The following is a 16,224-nucleotide window of genomic DNA, read 5'->3' as shown; positions in this document are numbered from 1 at the left end:
AAATAGCCTAAGATTTATAAATCTTAGGCTATACTAATTAACTCTCTATTTTTGTTTGTTTTCTTGAATTCATTATACGCTTAGAAGAAATAACCCCTATAACCAATATAGCTATTGGTACAAAGAACTCGATTGAAAATGGATTACTAAAACTCTTCCCAAGCATTGAGTAACACATAGTTTCTGGGACAACCCCTAGAAGTGATGCTAAAATAAAGTCCTTATATTTTATTTTAGTAAAGCCACAAGCATAGCTTAATGGATCATATGGAAGTATTGGTGGTAACCTTAAAAGAAATAGAATCTTAAATCCTTTTTTTTCTATATTATTATCTAACTTAATAAATCTATTTCCTATAATCCCCTCAACAAAATCTCTTCCTAGTAATCTTGAAACATAAAAAGCAATAGTTCCTGATACCCAGAATCCAGCCATTGTTAATAAAAAACCTTTTATTGGCCCAAATAATGTTCCACCTACTATAGCTATTATATTTGTTGGGATTATTATAAAAAATGGCTTTATAGTATAAAATAGTACATATACTATTGCCGAAAAGGTTCCCTTCTCTTCAATAAACATTGATATCTTTTCCATATCAATATTTTTAATTGCATCCCAATTTTTAACTAGCATAAATACACACATAGATATTAATGCTAAGAAAACAACAAACTTTACTCTACATAATTTTTTATTTTTCCCCATCTATTTCCCCTTACTAAAATTAATTTTTATTTACATCCCCTTGTGTATTAAACGTAACATAAAAATATATGAGTGTAAAGTAAGTCAAATACTTATTAATAATTTAATTATATAATATTTAGATAATTATAAGAATTTAAAAAATAGTAGTATATATCTATTACTATATACACTACTATCTTCATATAACTTCTAATTATTAAATACTCTTTTAGCTATTTCTACAGACTTTTTAGCATCCTTTGCATAAAAATCTGCCCCAATTTTTTCTGAATAATCCTCTGTTACAACTGCTCCACCAACAAATATTTTCCCTTTAAAACCTGCTTTTTTTAATCCTATAATTGTCTCTTCCATAGATACTATAGTAGTTGTCATTAATGCACTAAGACCTACAAGTTCTATATTGTTTTCTATAGCTTCTTTTACTATCTTCTCTATTGGAACATCTTTTCCAAGATCTAATATATCATATCCATAGTTTTCTAATATAACTTTAACTATATTTTTCCCTATATCATGAATATCACCTTTTACAGTTGCAAGTATAATTCTTCCTTTACTCACACCTTTTTTATCAGATTTAATTAATCTATCTTTAATTAAATCAAAAGATACTTTAACTGTTTCTGCGGCTTGTATAAGTTGTGGCAAAAATATTTCTCCCTTTTCATACTTTTCACCTACTTTATCAAGGGCAGGTATTAAATCTTCATTTACGATTTCGAGTTCTGTCTTTTCTTCTAATAATCTTTCTGTTATTTTTCTTGTACTATTTTTTAATCCTTGAAGTATTGATTTTTCTAAAGATTCTTCACTATTATCTAATTCTTTATTATGATTTATATTTGAATCTATTGTTTTGGAGACTAATACTCTCTCTACTTTTTTATTTCCATAAGCCTCTATATATCTCTTAGCTCCACGATCATTGTTATTTAAAACTTTAAAGGAATTTATAACGTTCATCATTCCTTCTTTGTTAGGATTCATAATTGGAAGATCTAATCCGGCCCCTAAAGCTAATGCTAGAAATGTTTCATTTATAAGATCTCTATTTGGTAATCCAAATGATATATTTGAAACCCCAAGAAGAGTTTTAACTCCTAATCTCTCCTTAACCATTCTTAAAGCTTTTAATGTATCCATAACTTCTTCTTGTTGAGCTGAAACAGTTAAAGCTAAGCAATCTATATATACATCCTCTTTTTTTATTCCATATTCAATGGCTCTATTAACTATTTTTTCTGCTATTTTAAATCTTGATTCAGGATCTTTAGGTATACCGTTATTATCAAGAGTTAGTCCAACTACAGCTGCTCCATATTCCTTCACTAGAGGAAGAATATTATCTAATACATCATTCTCTCCAATTACTGAATTTACTATTGGCTTACCGTTATATACCCTCAATCCTTTTTCAATTACATTCTTCTTACTTGAATCGATTTGAAGTGGAACATCAACAATACTTTGTAATTCCCTTATTGTATTTTCCATTAATGACTCTTCATCTATCTCTGGAAGACCAACATTAACATCTAGTATTTCTGCTCCTCCTTCTATTTGTTCTATTGCTTGCTTTAATATATAATCCATATCTTTATCTATAATAGCTTTTTTAAATCTCTTTTTACCTGTTGGGTTTATTCTCTCTCCAACTACTCTTACTTCATCGATTTCTACAACTTTATAAGGTGATGTTACTGCATATTTTATTACTTCTTTTCTATTTACTTTACATTTATCCTTAGCTATTTTGCTAAGTTCTTCTGTGAATTTAGGCGTAGTACCACAGCATCCTCCTATAATTGAGACCCCTATATCTACTAATTCTCTAACTGAATTTGAAAACTCTTTCTCTGTTATATCATAAACAGCTTTTCCTTCTATGATATTTGGAAGTCCTGCATTGGGTTGTACAATTACAGGTAAATTAGTATTATCAATTATCTTTTTTACAATTTCTTTAAGTTCCTTTGGTCCAAGAGAACAGTTAATACCAACAGCATCTACCCCTAATCCTTCTAACGTAATTGCCATACTCTCTGGAAGGCATCCCGTAAAAGTTCTTCCATTCTCTTCAAAGGTCATAGTTGCAAAGATAGGAAGATCGCAACTTTCCTTCGCTGCAATAATTGCAGCTTTCATCTCATACAAATCAGTCATAGTCTCAATAAGAATTATGTCTACTCCACTCTCTACTCCAACTTTAATTTGCCTTTTAAAAATATCAATAGCCTTCTCAAAGCTTAAAGTACCCATAGGCTCTAATAACTCTCCAATTGGACCTACATCAAGAGCAATATAGCACTCTTTATTACCCTTTGCTTTTCTAGCTAGATCTACTCCAGATTTTATTATTTCTTCTACAGAAAATTTAGTATTTTTTAATTTAAGCTCATTTGCTCCAAATGTGTTTGTTGTTACAATCTTTGCTCCAGAATTTATATAATCTTTATGTATCTTTATTATTTCTTCTCCATGGGTTATATTAAATATTTCTGGATTTTCTCCAAGTTTTAAGCCTGAATTTTGAAGCATTGTCCCCATGGCTCCATCAAAAACTAAAATATTATCTTTAATATACTCTCTTACATTCAAAATCTATTCCCTCTTTTCTATATACACATCTATCATAATTATTGCAATTTATACAACTCTTCTTTTCCTTTTTTCCACTGTATTTTTTTATACCTAAAATAGCAGTTACTGATTTCCTTGGAAATAAAACCATATGCTCTGAAACCTTAACACCTATTCTTCTTTCACAATTTAATATATTTATAAAATCCTTTTGTATACTTAAATCTAAATCCCCATAGCCTGGACTATATCTAAATGTTAGCTCCTCGCCTTCGTTTACATACTTAGATTTTATCTCTTCTTCTACTAAATCACAAATCTCTTCAACACCTGTCGTTGCACAAGCATCAAATATTAATCCCTTTGTTAAGTCTACTTTTTCATAAAATCTTGTCCGTCTCTCTACATCACTTCCAATGGTCACAGCCATCAGTACACATCTATCACAGTCTTTTAACAAATTATATATATCCCGTCCTTTTAAAAGCAGAGTAGTACCTATAAGTTCAATTTCATTTTCTCTTTTCTTAAGATTATACTCCTCATAAATAAATTTAGGTGTAAAGAAATCTCTACACTCTTTCTTTACACCCGAAATTTTATTCATAATATTTTTGGGTATCTCTTGCCCTCTATATCCTAAGTATCTTAAAATTTCTGATTCATGAAGAGTAATTTCTCTCCCACTACTCTCCATATATATTAAGTGAGAATCCTTTGCTAATTACATTTTTTGCATATTCCTTTGCTCCAAAAAGAGAAATATCTTTATAATTTCCACATTGAACTTCATTATTTGCTGGTATCTCCTCTGATTTTAATAAATTTCTAAGAACTGTTTCAACCGCTGCTTTTATTTCTATAGGATCTTTATCACCCCAAGTGCTTAAATAAAATCCTGTTCTACATCCCATTGGGGATATATCAATAACTCCATCTAATTCTTCTCTAATATTATAAGCCAGGTGATGCTCTAGTGCATGCATAGCTGCTGTCCCAAAAGCCTCCTTATTAGGTTGCAGGAATCTTATATCAAACTTGCTTATCTTATCACCATGTCCTCCTTCGTATACACAACATTTTCTTATAAATGGTGCCTTTACCTTAGTGTGGTCTAGTTCAAAACTTTCTACTTTTTTCATACATTTGCCTCCTAATTATTAATTGTTTTAATGACTGTCTTAATATTTTCTTTAATCCTTTTTGCAACATAAGGATTATTCATTGTATAAAGATGAATGCCCTGAGCTCCACTAGAAGCTAAATCTATAATTTGTTCAACTGCATATGCAATACCTGCTTCTTTTAAAGCTTCTGGGCTATATTCATACTTATTCATGATTTTTGAGAATTTATGCGGAATCTTTGCACCGCATAATTCTGTTATTCTCTCTATCTGCCTTTTATTTATTACTGGCATAATTCCAGCTTGAATTGGAGTTTTTATTCCATTTTTATTTATCTTATCTAAGAAATCATAATAAATATTGTTATCAAAAAACAGCTGAGAAATAAAGCTTGATGTACCTGAATCTATCTTTCTTTTCATATTATCTATTTCAATATCTATGGATTTATTTTCTATATGGCCTTCTGGATAACATGCCGAAATTATATTAAATCTTTTCCTTTTTTCTATATAACTTATGAGCTCACTTGCATAATTGAAGTCTTTTCTAGAGTCACCATTATCGTCACCTCTTAATGCAAGTATGTTACTAACGTCTTCAAGTTCTAGTCTCTCTGTTATCTTATCTATATCATCTTTCTTAGAAGATATGCATGTTAAATGTGCTAAAGGTTCTATATTATACACATTTTTTATAAGTGATGATATCTCTGTAGTTTTGTTATTTATTAGACTACCACCTGCCCCATAGGTTACACTAATAAAATCTGGTTCTAATTCTGAAAGCTCATTTAAAGCTCTATATATACTTTTAACTGGTGAATTATTCTTTGGAGGAAATACCTCAAAAGAAAATACTAAATTTCTTTTATGAAAAATCTCCTTAATATTCATACTGCCCCCTTATTTATATCCTAAACTTTAAAATATAAAAAAGTCCTAGGATATATACCTAAGACTTTAATCTTAAATTCATACCCTTATCTATCTGGAATTAGCACCACATGATATAACAAATTTATACATAAAGACCCCTAATAAATTATTGTTATACATAGGTTGCCGGGTTTCATAGGGCCAGTCCCTCCACCACTCTTGATAAGTATATATTCTGTTTTGTATAATTATACATTAAAAATACTTTTTTGTAAATATTTTCTAATATTCATCTTTTATATTTTTAAAGTATTCTTCTTTAAATAGAGCCATTAATATCTCATCATGATATTTTCCTTCTCTATATATTTCTTTTTTAAGACGACCTTCTTCTTTAAAGCCAAGCTTTTTATAACAAGCAATTGCTCTTGGATTTAATGAAAATGCGCCAAGTTTTATTTTTTCCATATTACATTCTTCAAAGATAAATTTGATAAGTACAGATAGAGCATCATATCCGTAACCTTTTCCCCAATAATCTTTATCCCCAATCATAATTCCAATTATGCAATTTCTATTTTTAATGCTGGTAGAGTTTATACTACACCCACCTATTATATCTCCAGTTTCTAAATCTTCAATTGCAAAATCATATGTTTGATCATTATCCCTTCTTTTCTTAACCCACTCTTCTTCTTGCCAAAGTGCTAATGGAAATGAAGTTTCAATATTTAGAAGCCGTTTTACTTCATAATCATTTATAAAGTCATTAAGTTTTTCTATATCCTCTTCCTTATGCGCTCTAAGAATTACCTTCTTCCCCTTATACATAAATCTAAGCCCCCTTTTTTTATTTTCTAATCATAATAACAAAATATGGTTTATATGTCAATATGATTAATATATTATATATAGTTATTAAATATTGCTTTTATAATTTGTAAATCAGTAATACACTAATAATTAAATTTTTATAAAAAAATAAGCATCATTTTTAATATGATGCTTATTTTATGGATGATTGTAAAATAATAGTACTATAGATAAGAATGAACAAATTATGCTTATTCCAACTATAAACTGCACTATTTGTGGTTTTGTTAATCCTTTTTCTTCTAATCTAAAATGCATCTGACTTCTATCTGCCTGATACACTGGTTTTCCTTCATTAAACCTTTTAAATATAACAAATAAGTTATCAAATATAGGTACTGCTAGTGCTAATATTGGTAACAATAAGCTAAGCACAGTAGCTTGCTTAAATGCACCATCTAATGCAATTATACTTAAAATAAATCCTAAAAAATTTGCACCTGAGTCTCCCATAAATACCTTCGCAGGATATCTATTGAATAATAAGAATCCTCCAATTGCCCCAGCAAGTATAATTGAAGTAGATGCTGAGTAACTTTGTCCTAAAATAATTGCTGCAATAAAAAATGTACCTGAGGAAACTAAAGAAATACCTCCTGCAAGCCCATCCATTCCGTCTGACCAATTTATTACTGTCGTAACTCCAAATATCCATGTAATACTCAAAACAAACTGTAGAAAAGTATTAAGCGCTACATAATCCCCTGTAAACGGATTAGTAAAGCCTTTAAATGCAACACCAGCATTAAATATTAATACTGCTGCTAATATTTGAATTATCAGTCTTGGAAGTATTGGGAATTCCTTTCCAACTGATTTATAGAAATCATCTATTAACCCTATACATACTATTAATAAAGATCCAATGAAGATCCATATACTTTCAGAATTGCTTTCACTTCCAGCGAAATAATATACTATAAAGAATCCTATAAACATTGCAAGTCCACCGCATAGTGGTGTTACTTTTTTGTGCTTCTTTCTTTCCGTAGGTTTATCAGTAAAACCAATTTTATGCGATAATTTCATTAATATCGGCATTAAAATTACAACCAATATGAAAGAAATCATAAACTCTATAAAATAATCCATATATTCCTTCTCCTAAATTAGGTTAGATTGTTAATTCTATGTAAAAGAAATTATAACCTATAAGAATTATACTATTAATGTAGGTTATTATCAATTGTATTAAGATAATTTTAATTTACTTTTAATTCTTTACCAAAATTTTGATTTTAAACACTTTTTACATAAACTAATCTATTTTAAAATTCAAAAATAAATACACCTTAGAAAACCTAAGGTGTATTTTAGAATTAATTATCCTCTTTGCTCTATCATACTCTTAACTTTCATAAGTCTAGTTAAAGCACTTCTTTCATTTTCATCAAGTTTCATTCTTATGTACTTGATTGTCTCTTGAAGTTGAGGAATTGTCATATACTCTAGAGCATTAACTCTTCTTCTTGTTTTCTCTATTTCATCTGCCATAAGCTGACATGACTTTTCTACTTCTGCAAGTTCCAAAAGCTTAGGTAATATTCCATAAAGCTTTGTTATTGCATCATCAAGCTCTGATGATGTATTTGCAAATCCATATGGGAAGATACTACCTTCGTCACCTTCAAGCTGTCTTTTAAAGTTCATAACTGGAACATTAACACTCATTATGTTTTTGTTTCCAACATCTACAGAAATGCTTTCTTTTGGATAAGCAATTGCTTCTTCTAAGAACTCTGAACTCATTACGGCTCTAGCCATAACGAAATCCTTTAATGATCCTTCAAGTTGCCCTTCAACATCTTTTCTTAGATTATTGTTATACTTAACAAGATTAATGAATTGTCTCATTAACTCATCTTGCTTATCTTTTAAAAGCTTATGACCTCTAGTAGCTGTTGTTAATCTCTTTTTCAGCTTTGTGAGCTCCATTCTAGTAGGATTCACATTTAACCTAGCCATAGCCTATTCTTCCTCTCTTGGCATATATTTTTCAAGGTATTCATCTCTGATTCTCTTAAGTTCAGTTCTTGGAAGTAATGCTAATAGCTTCCATCCTAAATCTAGAGTTTCAGTGATTGTTCTATTTGCTTCTAATCCTTGTGAAACATATTCATTTTCAAAAGCTTCCGCAAATTTAGCAAATGCTTTATCAGTATCTGAAAGAGCTGATTCTCCTAAGATTGCTGATAATTCTTTTGCTTGCTTACCTTGAGCATATGCTGAGAATAATTGGTTCATTGTGTCAGCATGGTCTTCTCTAGTCTTTCCTTTACCTATACCTTTATCTTTAAGTCTTGAAAGTGATGGTAAAACATCTATTGGAGGCATAATACCTTTCTTATAAAGTTCTCTTGAAAGTATTATTTGTCCTTCAGTTATATATCCAGTTAAATCTGGAATTGGATGTGTCTTATCCTCTTCAGGCATTGTAAGTATTGGAATTTGAGTGATTGATCCTTCTTTACCTCTAAGTCTTCCTGCTCTTTCATATAATGTTGAAAGGTCAGTATATAGATATCCTGGATATCCTCTTCTACCTGGAACTTCTTTTCTAGCAGCTGAAACTTCTCTTAGAGCTTCTGCATAGTTTGTGATATCTGTCATTATAACAAGAACGTGCATTCCCTTTTCGTATGCTAAATATTCAGCAGTAGTTAATGCCATTCTTGGAGTAGCTATTCTTTCGATAGCTGGGTCAGATGCAAGATTCATAAATAGAACTGATCTATCTATAGCACCTGTTGATTTAAATTCATCAACGAAGAATTGAGCTTCTTCGAAAGTGATACCAATAGCTGCAAATACAACAGCGAATTTTGAATCAGAATTTAAAACCTTCGCTTGTCTTGCGATTTGTGCTGCAAGTTCAGCATGTGGAAGTCCTGATGCTGAAAATACTGGAAGTTTTTGTCCTCTAACTAGAGTGTTAAGTCCATCAATTGCTGATATTCCTGTTTGAATAAATTCTGATGGATAATCTCTAGCCACTGGATTTATAGCTTCTCCATTTATATCAAGTCTTTTTTCTGGTATTATCTTTGGACCATTATCTATTGGTTTTCCCATACCATCAAAGACTCTTCCAAGCATATCTTCTGAAACCCCAAGTTCAAGAGGTCTTCCTAAGAATTTTGCTTTAGTTCCTTTTAAGTTAATTCCTGAAGAACCTTCGAAGATCTGTACCATAGCTTTTGAACCATTAACTTCAAGTACTTTACCTCTTCTTTTTTCTCCATTTTGTAATTCTATTTCAACTAATTCATCGTATTTAACACCTTCAACACCTTCAACAGCCATTAAAGGTCCTACTACTTCTGTAACTGTTCTATATTCTTTAGGCATCTAGAACCCCTCCTTCGCTGATTAATTTGTTCATATCAGATGTTAAATCAACTCCGATTTGATCAATCTTAGCTATATCTTCTTCTGAGATATACTTAGCTCTAGCTATTCTGTCTCTTATTTCACCCATACCTAAAATCTTATCTAGATATACGCCAGCTTCTAAAGCTCTATCAGCTTCATGCTTGAATTGAAGTATAAGTTTTAGCATTTTATGTTGCTTTTCTAATGAAGTATATGTATCAACTTCATGGAAAGCATTTTGTTGAAGATAATCTTCTCTTATTGATTTTGCAACTTCAAGCTTTAATCTATCGCCTTCTGAAAGTGCATCTATACCAACAAGTCTTACGATTTCTTGTAAGTTAGCTTCTTCTTGTAATAAAGCCATAGCTTCTACTCTAAGTTCTGACCAGTCACCTGCTACTTCTTCATCCATCCATTTACCAATTCTATCTGCATATAATGAATATGAGTTTAACCAGTTAATTGATGGGAAGTGTCTTTGGTATGCAAGTTGTGCATCTAGTCCCCAGAAAACTTTAACTATTCTTAAAGTTGATTGAGTAACTGGCTCTGAGATATCTCCTCCTGGAGGTGATACTGCACCGATTGCTGTAACTGCGCCTTCTCTTCCTTCTTTTCCAAGACAAACAACTTTACCAGCTCTTTCATAGTAATCTGCAAGTCTTGATCCTAAGTATGCTGGGTAACCTTCGTCACCAGGCATTTCTTCAAGTCTACCTGACATTTCTCTTAAAGCTTCTGCCCATCTTGATGTAGAGTCAGCCATGATAGCTACTGAATATCCCATATCTCTGAAGTATTCAGCTATTGTAATTCCTGTGTATATAGATGCTTCTCTAGCTGCAACTGGCATGTTTGATGTATTAGCTATAAGAACTGTTCTCTTCATTAAGCTTTCACCAGTCTTTGGATCCTTAAGTTCTGGGAACTCATTAAGAACGTCTGTCATTTCATTTCCACGCTCTCCACATCCAACATAAACAACTATTTCTGCATCTCCCCATTTAGCTACTTGGTGTTGTACTACTGTCTTACCAGCTCCGAATGGTCCTGGTACTGCAGCTGCTCCACCTTTAACAACTGGGAAGAATGTATCTATAACTCTTTGACCTGTTGTAAGAGGTGCTACTGGGTTTAACTTATTTGCATAAGGTCTTCCCTTTCTTACTGGCCATTTTTGCATCATTGTAACTTCTTTGTCTCCATCTTTAGTTTCAACTATGCAAACTATATCTTCTACAGTGAATTTTCCACTTTTTATATCTTTTATTTTACCTGATACTTTGAAAGGAACCATTATTTTATGAACTACTACTGGTGTTTCTTGAACTGTTCCAATAACATCTCCAGCTTCAACTTCATCTCCTACTTTAACTGTAGGTACAAATTCCCAAACTTTTTCTCTATCTAATGATTTAACAGAAACCCCTTTAGTTAAGAAATTTGATCCTGCTGCTTTCATGAAAGCATCAAGAGGTCTTTGTATTCCATCAAACATTGATTCAATAAGTCCTGGTCCAAGTTCAACACTTAGTGGTTCTCCAGTTGTAACAACTGGGTCTCCAGGTCCTATTCCTGAAGTTTCTTCATATACCTGTATAGATGCCTTATCGTCTCTCATTTCAATGATTTCTCCGATAAGACCTTTTTCTCCAACTTTACATACGTCAAATATGTTAGCTTCATCCATTCCTTCAGCAACTACTAAAGGTCCTGAAACTTTAATTATTCTTCCGGTCTTCACCATACAAAACCTGCCTTCCTATAAGATATTAACGCCAACAGCTTTTTCTACATTATCGCTGATTCTTTGCATTCCTATATTTAATGATCCTTGATTACTTGGAATTAATATTACAGCTGGAAGTGTAGCTCTATTGTATCTTTCAATAGTTTCTTCTATTTCCTTTGCAACTTGTTCTGTTACAAATATAACTGCGTAATCTTGCATTGCTAATCTATCTACAGTTTTTCTAGCTTCATCAGCTTCTACAACTGGAAATACATCAATTCCTAAAGCTTTAAAAGCTAAAACTGAATCTTTATCTCCAACTACACCGATCTTCTTATACATAAATATCACGCAGCCTTTCTCTGATTACTTCCCCTGAAATATTATTGAGTTTACCAACCATTATAATTCTAATTACTTTAATTTCTGTTTCTTTTGCATAAACGTAAGCTAATATAGGTTCAACTCCAAAAGGAATGAACTTAGCTTCCTTCATCATATCCATAATATAATTATCAACTAACTTTTCTAAAAGGCTTGCTGAATCAGTTTTTGTGTAATCCTCAATACCAATTTTTATAATCTCATTATAATTAGTAAAAGCTAATTTATTAGATATGTTTTCTGGAGCATCATTTAATAAAGCTACTAATGTATCCTCATCTATCGCTCCTCCATTTATGATAACTTCTTGCAGAAAATCTCTAGTTTTATTTTGCTTCTTAACTCTTAATAAAGTCTTTAAGTTTGTTAGATCAATTAAAGCACTAACATACTTATCAACAAATCTATCATCTAGTTCTTTAGCAATTTCTCTCATCTCTTCAAACATTGCATTATCTAAAATAATATCAATTTGTTGAGGGTCTTTTGTACCTTCAAAAACTTCCTTAGTCTTTTCTATACCATTTCTCATGGCAGAAGGTAAATCAGCCATATTATTATTATCAATGCTATGCTTTAATAGTGAAAGATTAATTTTCCCAACAGGAATTAACATATCACTTAGATCTTTATTTAGGAAGATTCCTTTTAAAAGCACCTTAATGTTATGATAGTCATATTTTATACTCATTAAATCTATTAAAGATTTTGATGGTGACGCATCATACATAAGCTCATATACTCTTTTAAGCTCTTTTGAAAGTACTTCTTCATAATCTTCAGCTCTTTTAACACCTGTCATTACATTGGCATACTCAGATTCTTGAAGCACTTTTAGTGCTTCATTTGCAGAATCTCCATCAATCATTCTATCGATTTTAGCTTTATCAAGGAGTCTTGTTTCTAGTACTCTAAGTCTTGGTATAACTTGAGTAAATTCCATTGAATCCATCTACTCTCCTCCTTAATTAAATAAAACATTTGCTACTTCAAATTCTAAATCATCTCTTGATGAGTTAACTAGTTCTTCGAAAGTATTGTTTATTTCTATGCCATCCTTTTCTAAGATAAATCCACCTTTGAAGCTTCTTACTTCATTGCTTATAGTAAGTTCTCCCTTTTTACCTTTTGACTTTAATTCACTATTTATTTGAACAAGTAGTGTTCCGTCTAGTACTGATTTACCTTTTTCATTTAAAATAATTTTTTCATCCCCAGCTATATCTGAGCTTAATATCATATCTTTAATGAATTTTTTCATGTCATCATCAGACATTTTACATAATTCTTCTATACTTTGCTCAAAAACTGAATCTATTACAGATTGTTTCGCTGCAAGTTTTTCATTTCTTGCCTTAAGTTCTGCACTTGAAACAATTCTTTCATGTCTTGTTTTAGCTTCCATCTTTGCTTTTTCTACCATTACTTCTTCTTCTGATTTAGCAATAGCTTCCTTTTTAGCAATTATCTTAGCCTTTTCTTCATTTGCAGCCTTAAGAATACTGTCCTTTCTCTCTTCCGCATCTTTTAAGATTTTAGAAGTAAGATTATTTACGTTTGACATAACTTCACTTCCTCAATATTAAAACTTAAATACTAATAAAATTGAAACAACGAATCCTAATAATGCATAAGTTTCAACCATCGCTGCAAAGATAATACCTTTTGTAGTTTGTTCTGGTTTTTTAGCTAATATTTGAACACCAGCTGCAGCTGTCTTACCTTGAGCTATACCTGACCATAATCCTGCTATAGCAACTGGTAAACATGCAAGTAATAAGTATAAACCGTTTTGGAATGTCATATCTGGTGTAATCTTTAAGAAAACTAATAATCCAATAACGAAACCGTATAAACCTTGTGTACCTGGTAATAATTGAAGTACTAACGCCTTACCAAACTTTTCTGGTTGTTCTGTCATTAATGAAGCTGCTGATTGACCAACTAGTCCAACCCCTTTAGCAGAACCTATTCCTGATAAACCTACTGCTAATGCAACACCTAAAGTCGCAAATACAAATCCTCCATTTTGTGTAAAAAACTCTATCCAAGTATTCATTTTAAAATCCTCCTATTTACTGTAAAATTAAATTTCTTTTTTAATATCAATATATTTGTCTAATGTTTTAAATGGTTTAAATGGCTTTCCACCACCATCATAGAATTTTGAGAAATACTCAACATATTCTAATCTACATGTGTGAACATATGCACCTAGTAATGATAATCCTAAGTTAAATAATTGACCTAGAATAAATACTACTGGTCCAAAGATGAAGAATGCAACTCCTGGGAACATACCTATTATAAGGTTAAGTGCACCAGCTATTGATCCCCCAGCAAGTCCTAAAGCCATAAGTCTTGTATAAGAAACTAGGTCTCCGATATATCCTGTTATTCCATATAAAGAATATAATCCTTCTCCTAATTTACCTCCAACTGATTTCATATGTCTTCCTTGTGTAACGACTATTAGTATCATACCAATTATCATACACCACATACCTACTGTCTTTACAACACCATTTCCAGCAAATGCTCCAAATCCAAAAGCACCTATTGAAACTAATGTAATAATCCATGATCCTACATCACAGAATGCATCAAATGGTCTTCCATTTCTTATTAGTATATACGCCTTTATTCCAAGTCCAAAGAAGATTTGGATTACACCAAATGCAACTGACATAATAAGAATGGTTGTTACATCTTTATTTGTATCTATAAGAGCTGGTAATGGAAGTAAATCTCCAAAGAATGCTCCATATATAAATCCAAATAAGATTGTTGGGAAGCTTAAATAGAAGAAGAACTTAGCAAATTGTCTTTGTCCTTTATCTAACTTAAGTACCTTTAATGCAATTATTGAACCAATAAGTACTAGTAATCCATAACCAATATCTGCAACCATCATTCCAAAGAATATTAAGAAGAATGGTGTTAAAAGTGGTGTTGGATCAATTTCATCATATTTTGGCATACTATACATTTCAGTTATATTTTCAAATGACTTGTTTAAATCATTATTTTGTAATCTTATAGGAACATCATCTATCTCTTCGCTCTTTACATCTTCAAAGCCAAGATAGTAATCTTCTCCTAGCGTATCTTTCACGATTTTCTTAAAGTCTTCGTTATCTGATATCGCTATCCATCCTTGAATTAAGCTTACTTTATCTGTTTTTAAGAAATGAGTTTTAACAGTCTTTCTTTGATAAACATTTGAATAATATTCAAATACTAACTCTAAAGTTTTAGCTTCTTCTTCAAGTATTGATAATTCTTCTTTAATAAAGAATTTTTCTGATTCTATTTTCTCAATTCTGTCCATGCTTTCATGGATAATTCTTATTGGAGTATCTTTTTGTTCAGTTTTAAATCCACTAAATCCAAAACCTCTTAAAACATCTTCAACTTGATCCTTATTATCCTTATAAGCTAAAACTAATAAGAAAATATCATCACTATTTACTGATATTGTTTCTACATAATAATCGGATAAACTAGCCATTAATTCATTTTCATATTGTTTAGAAACACTTCCTAAGAAATAAGGTGTCTTAATACTCTTTAACTCCTCAAAAGATACATCTAATCCTTCTAAAGGTTTTAGAGATTCTATAACCCCTTCTAGCTTAGTCTTTTCATTTTCTAGATTTGCAAGATGAACTTCCTTCTCTTTAAGCTTTTCATATAAATCTTGCCAGTTACTTTTATTAACTGATTCTTTTAATTCATTTAAAGTTAAAGCTCTTTTACCTTCACGCATTGCTTTTAATCCTGATTTTTGAGGTACGTAAGTCCTTAAAAAGTCTAGGGCAAATCTAGCTTTTGATAATTCTTCTTCACATTTTGCAAACTCTGAATCAATATTATCTTTAAATAACTCTTTTAATTCTTTGTTATCTTCAAGGTAGTCTTCGTTTTGAAGGTTTATGAATTCTACTTCAGAAAATCCTTGTAACTTCTCTAAAAGAGCATCTTTCTTTGATTCAAAGGCAAGCAAAGTGAATTTATTCATCTTAACTATTGCCATGAATCTTCACAATCCTCTCAATCACTAATTTTACAGCATTATTTCTCTTATCTTCTTTCATTTGATAGATATCTTGGGCATCTTGCTTTCCCTTTAATAAAATAGGTTCAGCTTCTTTATTACCAGCTTCAACAGCATCATTCATTATACTATTGCACTTGTCTTTAGCTCCTCCTATAACCTTATTATAGTTCTCACTAGCCTCTATGGTAGCCTTTTGAACGATATCCTTTGCCTCTGCATTTGCAGCTTTAACCATTTCTTCTGCTTCAGCTTCTGCTTTTTTGATTTCTTTTATTGCTTCTAATGCCAAAATCTCACCACCTTTTCGCTTAAATGTGTAATAATATATGAATTAATACTTAATATAGTATTAATTACTTTTTAATTTATAATTCTAATTATACACTTTTTAAGGATAATTTCAATAAATTTCTTCACTTTTATACATTAAAATATTAATCAACTGTGAATAATATAAATTTCAATTGAACATGTATACTTTTTCACGACTTTTTGTTTAC

16 protein-coding genes and 1 riboswitch are annotated in these 16,224 nt (G+C 31.0%); all 16 genes read right to left on the bottom strand.

Annotated elements, in window-relative coordinates; all coding sequences use genetic code 11:
* Positions 1-37: 37 nt before the first annotated feature.
* Positions 38-709, bottom strand: coding sequence for a TVP38/TMEM64 family protein (locus ACQPUW_RS02480; RefSeq protein WP_430835907.1), 672 nt, complete (start codon positions 707-709; stop codon positions 38-40).
* 192 nt (positions 710-901) lie between these two features.
* The gene (locus ACQPUW_RS02475; RefSeq protein WP_430835906.1) at positions 902-3,313 is read right to left on the bottom strand and encodes a homocysteine S-methyltransferase family protein; all 2,412 of its coding nucleotides are present in this window, start codon (positions 3,311-3,313) and stop codon (positions 902-904) included.
* Positions 3,291-3,902: a vitamin B12 dependent-methionine synthase activation domain-containing protein gene (locus tag ACQPUW_RS02470; protein WP_430835905.1), complete on the bottom strand. Its 612-nt coding sequence runs from the start codon at positions 3,900-3,902 to the stop codon at positions 3,291-3,293. Before ACQPUW_RS02470 ends, ACQPUW_RS02475 begins: the two co-directional genes overlap by 23 nt.
* A 79-nt stretch (positions 3,903-3,981) precedes the next feature.
* Positions 3,982-4,437: an S-ribosylhomocysteine lyase gene (locus tag ACQPUW_RS02465; RefSeq protein WP_430835904.1), complete on the bottom strand. Its 456-nt coding sequence runs from the start codon at positions 4,435-4,437 to the stop codon at positions 3,982-3,984.
* 11 nt (positions 4,438-4,448) lie between these two features.
* Positions 4,449-5,318 (bottom strand): methylenetetrahydrofolate reductase [NAD(P)H], encoded by an 870-nt coding sequence (gene metF, locus ACQPUW_RS02460; protein ID WP_430835903.1) that lies wholly within the window; start codon positions 5,316-5,318, stop codon positions 4,449-4,451.
* Between the two features lie 83 nt (positions 5,319-5,401).
* Positions 5,402-5,529: riboswitch (SAM riboswitch) on the bottom strand.
* Positions 5,530-5,582: 53 nt separating this feature from the next.
* Positions 5,583-6,131, bottom strand: coding sequence for a GNAT family N-acetyltransferase (locus tag ACQPUW_RS02455; RefSeq protein WP_430835902.1), 549 nt, complete (start codon positions 6,129-6,131; stop codon positions 5,583-5,585).
* Positions 6,132-6,311: 180 nt separating this feature from the next.
* Complete coding sequence (locus ACQPUW_RS02450) at positions 6,312-7,265, bottom strand: MraY family glycosyltransferase (protein WP_430835901.1); 954 nt, start codon at positions 7,263-7,265, stop codon at positions 6,312-6,314.
* Positions 7,266-7,496: 231 nt separating this feature from the next.
* A complete protein-coding gene (locus ACQPUW_RS02445) occupies positions 7,497-8,138 on the bottom strand; it encodes a V-type ATP synthase subunit D (protein ID WP_204594635.1) in 642 nt (213 codons plus the stop codon).
* A gap of 3 nt (positions 8,139-8,141) precedes the next feature.
* Positions 8,142-9,521: a V-type ATP synthase subunit B gene (locus ACQPUW_RS02440; protein WP_430835900.1), complete on the bottom strand. Its 1,380-nt coding sequence runs from the start codon at positions 9,519-9,521 to the stop codon at positions 8,142-8,144.
* Complete coding sequence (locus tag ACQPUW_RS02435; protein WP_430837264.1) at positions 9,514-11,292, bottom strand: V-type ATP synthase subunit A; 1,779 nt, start codon at positions 11,290-11,292, stop codon at positions 9,514-9,516. The genes ACQPUW_RS02440 and ACQPUW_RS02435 overlap by 8 nt, the downstream gene beginning before the upstream one ends.
* A gap of 18 nt (positions 11,293-11,310) precedes the next feature.
* Positions 11,311-11,622 carry a V-type ATP synthase subunit F gene (locus ACQPUW_RS02430; protein WP_204594638.1) on the bottom strand — a complete coding sequence of 104 codons (312 nt, stop codon included), beginning with the start codon at positions 11,620-11,622 and terminating at the stop codon, positions 11,311-11,313.
* Entirely contained in the window at positions 11,615-12,616 is a 1,002-nt protein-coding gene (locus ACQPUW_RS02425) for a V-type ATP synthase subunit C (protein WP_430835899.1), read from the bottom strand. The genes ACQPUW_RS02430 and ACQPUW_RS02425 overlap by 8 nt, the downstream gene beginning before the upstream one ends.
* Positions 12,617-12,628: 12 nt before the next feature.
* Positions 12,629-13,228, bottom strand: a complete 600-nt coding sequence (locus ACQPUW_RS02420; protein ID WP_430835898.1) for a V-type ATP synthase subunit E — start codon at positions 13,226-13,228, stop codon at positions 12,629-12,631.
* A gap of 18 nt (positions 13,229-13,246) precedes the next feature.
* The gene (locus ACQPUW_RS02415; RefSeq protein WP_430835897.1) at positions 13,247-13,723 is read right to left on the bottom strand and encodes a V-type ATP synthase subunit K; all 477 of its coding nucleotides are present in this window, start codon (positions 13,721-13,723) and stop codon (positions 13,247-13,249) included.
* A 27-nt stretch (positions 13,724-13,750) separates the two neighbouring features.
* A complete protein-coding gene (locus tag ACQPUW_RS02410) occupies positions 13,751-15,700 on the bottom strand; it encodes a V-type ATP synthase subunit I (RefSeq protein ID WP_430835896.1) in 1,950 nt (649 codons plus the stop codon).
* Positions 15,687-16,013, bottom strand: a complete 327-nt coding sequence (locus tag ACQPUW_RS02405) for an ATPase (RefSeq protein ID WP_430835895.1) — start codon at positions 16,011-16,013, stop codon at positions 15,687-15,689. Before ACQPUW_RS02405 ends, ACQPUW_RS02410 begins: the two co-directional genes overlap by 14 nt.
* Positions 16,014-16,224 lie beyond the last annotated feature (211 nt).

The sequence above is a fragment of the Clostridium sardiniense genome (genome assembly GCF_050584765.1).
Classification (GTDB): Bacteria; Bacillota; Clostridia; order Clostridiales; family Clostridiaceae; genus Clostridium; species Clostridium sardiniense_A.
The sequence above is the reverse complement of the archived record's forward strand: the minus strand, read 5'-3'. Positions and strand labels throughout refer to the sequence as shown.